The 6,369-nt window shown below is 75.1% G+C and carries 5 protein-coding genes and 1 riboswitch; all 5 genes read right to left on the bottom strand.

The genetic code is table 11. The annotated features are described in order from the left end of the window. The coding region (locus HGA02_RS08110; protein WP_343035371.1) for a MalY/PatB family protein at positions 1-1,087 on the bottom strand (1,087 nt) is incomplete at its 3' end. Positions 1,088-1,317: 230 nt separating this feature from the next. Beyond that, entirely contained in the window at positions 1,318-3,639 is a 2,322-nt protein-coding gene (metE, locus tag HGA02_RS08105) for a 5-methyltetrahydropteroyltriglutamate--homocysteine S-methyltransferase (protein ID WP_168678593.1), read from the bottom strand. Further along, positions 3,636-4,769, bottom strand: coding sequence for a methylenetetrahydrofolate reductase (locus tag HGA02_RS08100; protein ID WP_425483046.1), 1,134 nt, complete (start codon positions 4,767-4,769; stop codon positions 3,636-3,638). Before HGA02_RS08100 ends, metE begins: the two co-directional genes overlap by 4 nt. Positions 4,770-4,836: 67 nt before the next feature. Then, positions 4,837-4,932: riboswitch (SAM riboswitch) on the bottom strand. Positions 4,933-5,144: 212 nt separating this feature from the next. Further along, positions 5,145-5,360 carry a hypothetical protein gene (locus tag HGA02_RS08095; RefSeq protein ID WP_162353432.1) on the bottom strand — a complete coding sequence of 72 codons (216 nt, stop codon included), beginning with the start codon at positions 5,358-5,360 and terminating at the stop codon, positions 5,145-5,147. 315 nt (positions 5,361-5,675) lie between these two features. Further along, entirely contained in the window at positions 5,676-6,233 is a 558-nt protein-coding gene (locus HGA02_RS08090) for a DNA-3-methyladenine glycosylase I (protein ID WP_168678594.1), read from the bottom strand. Positions 6,234-6,369: the final 136 nt, after the last annotated feature.

Here is a 6,369-nt window from a genome sequence, read left to right as displayed (position 1 = left end):
GGTCGGCGCCGTCGCGGACCGTGGGCACGTCGCGCAGGTCGAGCCACGCGAAGTACGTCGCGTCGGGCGGTGTCCAGCGCGCCGCGGGCACGTGCGTCGCCAGCAGCGCGGACAGCAGCCGCTGGTTGTGGCGCAAGCCGTCGAGGACCGCGTCCAGCCAGTCCCCGCAGTCGCGGAGCGCCGTCGTGTGGGCGACCGCGCCCAGGTGGCTGACGCCGTGCAGCACGATCTCCGGCAGGCGCGCGAGGTCCGCGCGGGCGTCCGGCCCCGGCACGGCGACCGCGGCCTTGAGCGCGGCGAGGTTGAACGCCTTCGACGCCGAGTGCAGCGCGAGCGCCGACGGGATCACCGTCGTCGTCGGGACGAACCGCGGCGCGCGGTGCGGAGCGTCGCCGTCGCTGTCGCTGTCGCGCGAACGTCTGCTCTCCGTCGTGGGCGCGCTCGCGCGCGTGACGAGCGGCGCGTGGATCTCGTCCGCGACGACCCGGACGCCGTACCGCCCGGCGAGCTCACCGACGGCCGCGAGCTCGGCGGCCGTGTGCAGGGTGCCGGTCGGGTTGTGCGGATGGCAGAGCAGGTACGCGGCGCGACGGCCGCCCGACGTGGCCCTGACGAACGCGGCGTCGAGCGCGTCGAGGTCGAGGCGGCCGTCCGGGCCCAGCGGGGCCGGCAGCGGGCGGCGGTCGGCGTGCTCGACGAACTGCACGAAGGGCGGGTACACCGGCGGGTTGATCACGACGGCGTCGCCGGGGTCGGTGACGAGCCGCAGCACCTCGACGATCCCGAGCATGACGTCGGGCACGAGGCGGCAGTCCGCGACGGGCACGTCCCACCCGTACCGGTCGGCCGCGAACCCGGCCAGCGCCTCGGCGTACTCGGGCCCGTGCACGTACCCGGTGTCGCCCGCGCGCATCGCGTCCGACACCGCGCGCACGACGGCCTCGGCCTGCGGGACGTCCATCTCCGCGACGTACATCGGCAGCACGTCGGCGGGGTAGCGGCGCCACTTCTGGCTCGTCCGGCGCCGCAGCGCGTCGAGCGGCACGGAGTCGAAGATCGTCGTCCCGCCGCGCGCTTCCACGTCCACGTCCACGACCCTACGTCGGGCTCTCCGCGTCGACCCCCGGTCGACGCACCGTCGCGGGAGCGGCCGACACACCGTCGCGGGAGCGGCCGACGCACCGCCGCCGGGTCGGCCGGCGCGCGGAGCCGACCCGCCGGCCGGCTGACTCGTTCCCCCGACGGGACGGCGGAGGGCCGGGTCCGTGGTGGACCCGGCCCTCCGGTCGTGCGGTGCGCCCGACGGGGCGTGCGGCGTCAGAGCGTCGCGCGGACCGCCCGCGTCGCCTGCAGGATGTGCTCGAGCGACGGGGTGACCTCCTCGTAGCGGCGGGTCTTGAGGCCGCAGTCGGGGTTCACCCAGAGCTGGTCGAGCGCGATGGCCTTGACGGCCTCGGTGAGGAGCTCCTCGACCTCACCCTCGCTCGGCACGCGCGGCGAGTGGATGTCGTAGACGCCCGGGCCGACCGCACGCGGGTAGCCGGCCGCGGCGATGTCGCCGAGGATCTCCATCTTCGAGCGGGCCGCCTCGATGGACGTGACGTCGGCGTCGAGGCCGTCGATCGCGCCCATGATCTGGCCGAACTCGGAGTAGCAGAGGTGGGTGTGGATCTGCGTGTCCTCGCGCACGCCCGCCGTGGAGAGGCGGAACGAGCGGACCGACCAGTCGAGGTAGGCCGCGTGGTCCTCCGCGCGCAGCGGCAGCAGCTCGCGCAGCGCGGGCTCGTCGACCTGGATGATCCCGATGCCGGCGGCCTCGAGGTCGGCGATCTCGTCGCGCAGGGCGAGGCCGACCTGGTTGGCCGTGTCGCCGAGCGGCTGGTCGTCGCGGACGAACGACCACGCGAGGATCGTCACCGGGCCGGTGAGCATGCCCTTGACGGGCTTCTCCGTGAGCGACTGCGTGTACGACGTCCACGCGACCGTGATGGGCGCCGGGCGGGACACGTCGCCCCAGAGGATCGACGGCCGCGTGCAGCGCGAGCCGTAGGACTGGACCCAGCCGTTCTGCGTCACCGCGAACCCGTCGAGGTTCTCCGCGAAGTACTGGACCATGTCGTTGCGCTCGGGCTCGCCGTGCACGAGGACGTCGAGGCCGATCTTCTCCTGCAGCTCGACGACGCGGCGGATCTCCGCCTTCATCTCGTCCTCGTACTGCTCGGCGGTGAGCTCGCCCTTGCCGAACGCGGCGCGCGCCTTGCGGATCTCGGGCGTCTGCGGGAACGAGCCGATGGTCGTCGTGGGCAGCGGCGGCAGGTCGAAGCGCGCGGCCTGCGCGGCCTTGCGGCCCTCGAAGTCGCCGCGGTTGAACGCGTCCTCGCCGAGGGCGGCGACGCGCTCGCGCACCTCGGGGCGGACCACGCCGGGGGCCGTCTTGCGCGAGGCGACGGCGTCGGACGCGGCGAGCAGCTGCTCGTGGATCGCCTCGCGGCCCTCGGTCAGGCCCTCGGCGAGCGTGACGACCTCGACGACCTTCTGGTCGGCGAACGCGAGCCAGGACTTCAGCGTCGGGTCGAGCGTGGGCTCGTCCTGCACGTCGTGGGGGACGTGGAACAGCGACGTCGACGTGCCGACCGTGACCGCGCCCGCACCGAGGTTCTCGAGCTGCTCGAGCACCTGCAGCTTGGCGTCGAGGTCCGCGCGCCAGATGTTGTGGCCGTCGACCACGCCGGCGACCAGCGTCTTCGACTCGAGGCCGGGGACCGCCTGCGTCGGGGCCGGGCCGCGGACCAGGTCGACGCCGATGGCCTCGACGTCGGTCGCCGCGAGCACGCCGAGCGCGTCGCGCAGGTCGCCGTAGGGCGCGGCGACGAACAGCGCCGGGCGGCCCTCGACCGCGGTGAGCGCGCCGTACGCCTCGGTGACCGACGCGAGCAGGCGCTCGACCGGCACGTCGACGGAGTCGGACACGAGCGCGGGCTCGTCGAGCTGGACCCACGTGGCACCGGCGGCGGCGAGGTCGCGCAGCAGCGCCGCGTAGACCGGGAGCACGTCGGCGAGGCGGTCGATGGGCGCGAAGTCGTCGGGCGAGCCCTCGGCGGCCTTGGCGAGCGCGAGGAACGTCACCGGGCCGACGATCACCGGGCGGGTCACGACGCCCTCGGCCAGCGCCTCGGCGAACTCGCGGACCGGGCGGTCGCTCGCGTAGCGGAACTCGGTGTCGGGGCCGATCTCGGGGACCAGGTAGTGGTAGTTCGAGTCGAACCACTTGGTCATCTCGAGCGGCAGGTCGTCACCGCGGCCGCGCGCGACCGTCGAGTAGCCCGCGAGGTCCAGGCGGCCGTCGGCGTCGAGCAGGTCGGCGAAGCGCGACGGGATCGCGCCGAGCACGGCCGCGGCGTCGAGCACGTGGTCGTACAACGAGAACGCGCTGGGGATCGCGGGCACGTCGGTGCGCAGGCCGAGCTCGGCGAGACGCGTGCGGGTGCGGCGGCGCAGGTCGGCGGCGACGGCCTCGACCTCGTCGGCCGAGGAGCGGCCGGCCCAGAACGCCTCGATCGCCTTCTTGAGCTCGCGGCGCGGACCGATCCGGGGGTAGCCCAGGACGGAGCCGGCGGGGAACGTGGGGGTGGTGGTCATCGCGGTGTCTGTCCCTCGTGGGTCGGGTCGGGTGCCGTCGTGGTCGGTCCGGGCGTGCCGGGGGTCGTCGCGGTGGGGGCCGTGACGGGTACGGCGCTGCGGCCGGTGCGGGCCCCGCCGTCCAGACCCGCTCCTTCGAGCAGGTCGAGCGCGGCGTGGTGCTGGTTGAACGTGTAGAGGTGCACGCCCGGGGCGCCGCCGTCGAGCACGCCCTGGACGAGGTCGACGCCGGCGCGGATGCCGCGACGGTGCCGCTCGGTCTCGTCGTCCGCGGACCCGAGCAGGTCGAGCAGGTCGCGCGGGACGGGCACGCCCGTGAGGTCCTGCAGGCGCAGCAGCCGTGCGGGGTCCGTCGTCGGGATGATGCCCGGGATGATCGGGATGGTCACGCCCGCGTCGCGCGCCTCGGCGACGAGCCCGAGGTACGCCTCGGCGTCGAAGAACACCTGGGTGATCGCGAAGTCGGCGCCGGCCTCCTGCTTGGCCAGGAGCGACGCGACGTCCTGCGCGCGCGTGCCGCCCGTCGCCGCGTTGCCGCGCGGGAAAGCCGCGACGGCCACCGACAGCGGGCGCACGCGGGCCCGGACGGCCTGGGACGCGCTGCCCGCGCAGCGGCGCGACTCGATCTCCCGCAGCAGCTCGACGAGCTCGCTCGCCGTGTGCACGCCGTCGGGGTGCGGCTGCCAGTCGGTCTGACCCGCGGGCGGGTCGCCGCGCAGCGCCAGGAACGAGCGGGCGCCCTCGTCGAGGAACTCCTCGACGATCGTCGTGATCTCGTCGCGCGACGTGCCGACGCACGTGAGGTGCGCGATCGGGTTGAGCGACGTCTCGCGCAGAAGCCGGCTGACCAGGGCACGGGTCGTGACGCGCGTGCGGCCCGAGGCGCCGTACGTGACCGACACGAAGTCGGGGTGCGCCTCGCCGAGCCGCTGGATCGTCTCCCAGAGCCGCGGGGCGGCGTCGGGGTTGCGCGGCGGGAACAGCTCGAACGACACGGTCGGCCGGTCGATCGCGGCGAGCGGGCGGTCGGGGACCACGTGCGGGCCGGTCGTCCGACGCGAGGTGGCGTCGGCGACGGTGCCGGTCTGGTCGACCGTGCCGGGGGCCGCGTCCACGACGGGGGCGCTCACCGGACGACCGGCGTCGGTCGGCCCGCGCGGGGGTCGCGGGGGCACGGGGGGTGCTGCGGCATCGTTCACTCCATCGACCCTGGCGGAAGCACCCACACCCTCGCCAGGAGGGGGGTTGCTGCGGCGTCGTCGAGCCAGGTCTCTCGGCCGCTCTGGATGGTTGTCGAGATGCTAGACCGCCGACCACATGGTGGGCAACGTTGCTCGACCGGTGAGACGCGGACGTCCGCCCGCGACGTCCGTCGACGGGGTTGCGTCGCCTTCGCGAGCCGTCGCCCGCCGACGCGCCGATGGTCGATCACACGCGGTGCCGGACCGTTGCCCGGCGAGGGGGTGGTGAGGGCGGGCCGGAGGGGCGTCCGGTCCGTCCTCGGATCAGCGGCGGCGGCGCGGGGTCAGGTGACCGGGCCGGAGCCGGCTGCGCTGCGTCGGGACGTCGAACCAGGAGGTCGGCGAACCGGCCACGACACCGAGCAGACCGTCCTGGACGGCGGCCAGCACCTCGGCGTCGACGTCCGACGGCGTGGACATCGCGGCGGCAGCCCCACGCACGGCGTCGAGCCGCCCGTCGGGGTCCGTCGTGTCCGTCATGCCGGGCATCCTAACCTCCACCCGAAAGAGGGTCAGAGGTGCGTGCCGAGGCGTCACTCGACGGGAGCAGCAGCCTCCGTGGGCGCCGCCCGGCGCGGTCGTCGGCGGCCACCAGGGTGCGTCGACGGCGGTGGTCCGCTGCCGCCGGAGCGCGTCGGACGCGATGGTCCGCTGCCGCCCGGGTTGCGCCCGGAGGCGGTGGTCCGCCGCCGCCCGGGTGCGCCGGTCCGCTGCCGCCCGGGTGCGCCGGACTCGGTGGTCGGCGGTCGCGGTTCTCGCACGGCGGGCACCGTGGTCGGCTGGCCAGCCGGCCCGTCAGGGCACCGCCACCGAGGGGCACGTCGCGAGGTGGTCGTCGACGAGCCCGCACGCCTGCATCGCGGCGTAGGCGGTGGTCGGTCCGACGAACCGGAAGCCGAGCGACTTGAGCTCGCGCGCGAGCGCACGCGACTCGACGGTCACCGCGGGCACGTCCGTCCAGGTCGCGGGCCGGACGTGGTCGGCGCGGTCGGGGGCGTGCGACCACATAACCTCGTCGAGCGTGCGTCCCTGCGCGTGCAGGTCCCGCAGCGCGCGGGCGTTCGCGATCGTGGCCTCGATCTTGGCGCGGTTCCGCACGATGCCCGCGTCCGCCATGAGCCGCGCGACGTCGTCGTCGCCGAACCCGGCCACGACCTCGGGGTCGAAGTCGGCGAACGCTGCGCGGAACGCGGGGCGCTTGCGCAGGATCGTGATCCAGGCGAGCCCCGACTGGAACCCCTCGAGGGCCAGCCGCTCGAAGAGCGCGTGCTCGCCGTGGACCGGGTGCCCCCACTCCTCGTCGTGGTACTGCTCGTACAGCGGGTCCCCGTCGCCGAAGCACCGACCCGTCACGAGCGGGCGAGCCGGGGTGGCGGCGGGGACGTCGGGCGTCGCGGCGGCGTCAGGGGTCTGCGTGGGCACGGCGCCAGTCTGGCGCGGGACGCCGACACCGCGCGGGTGGGCGTCGACGGCTGAGGGTCCCGGTGCG

Origin of the sequence: Cellulomonas septica (genome assembly GCF_012396155.1) — a bacterium.
Lineage (GTDB): Bacteria > Actinomycetota > Actinomycetes > Actinomycetales > Cellulomonadaceae > Cellulomonas > Cellulomonas septica.
This window is presented reverse-complemented; position numbering and strand designations above follow the sequence as displayed.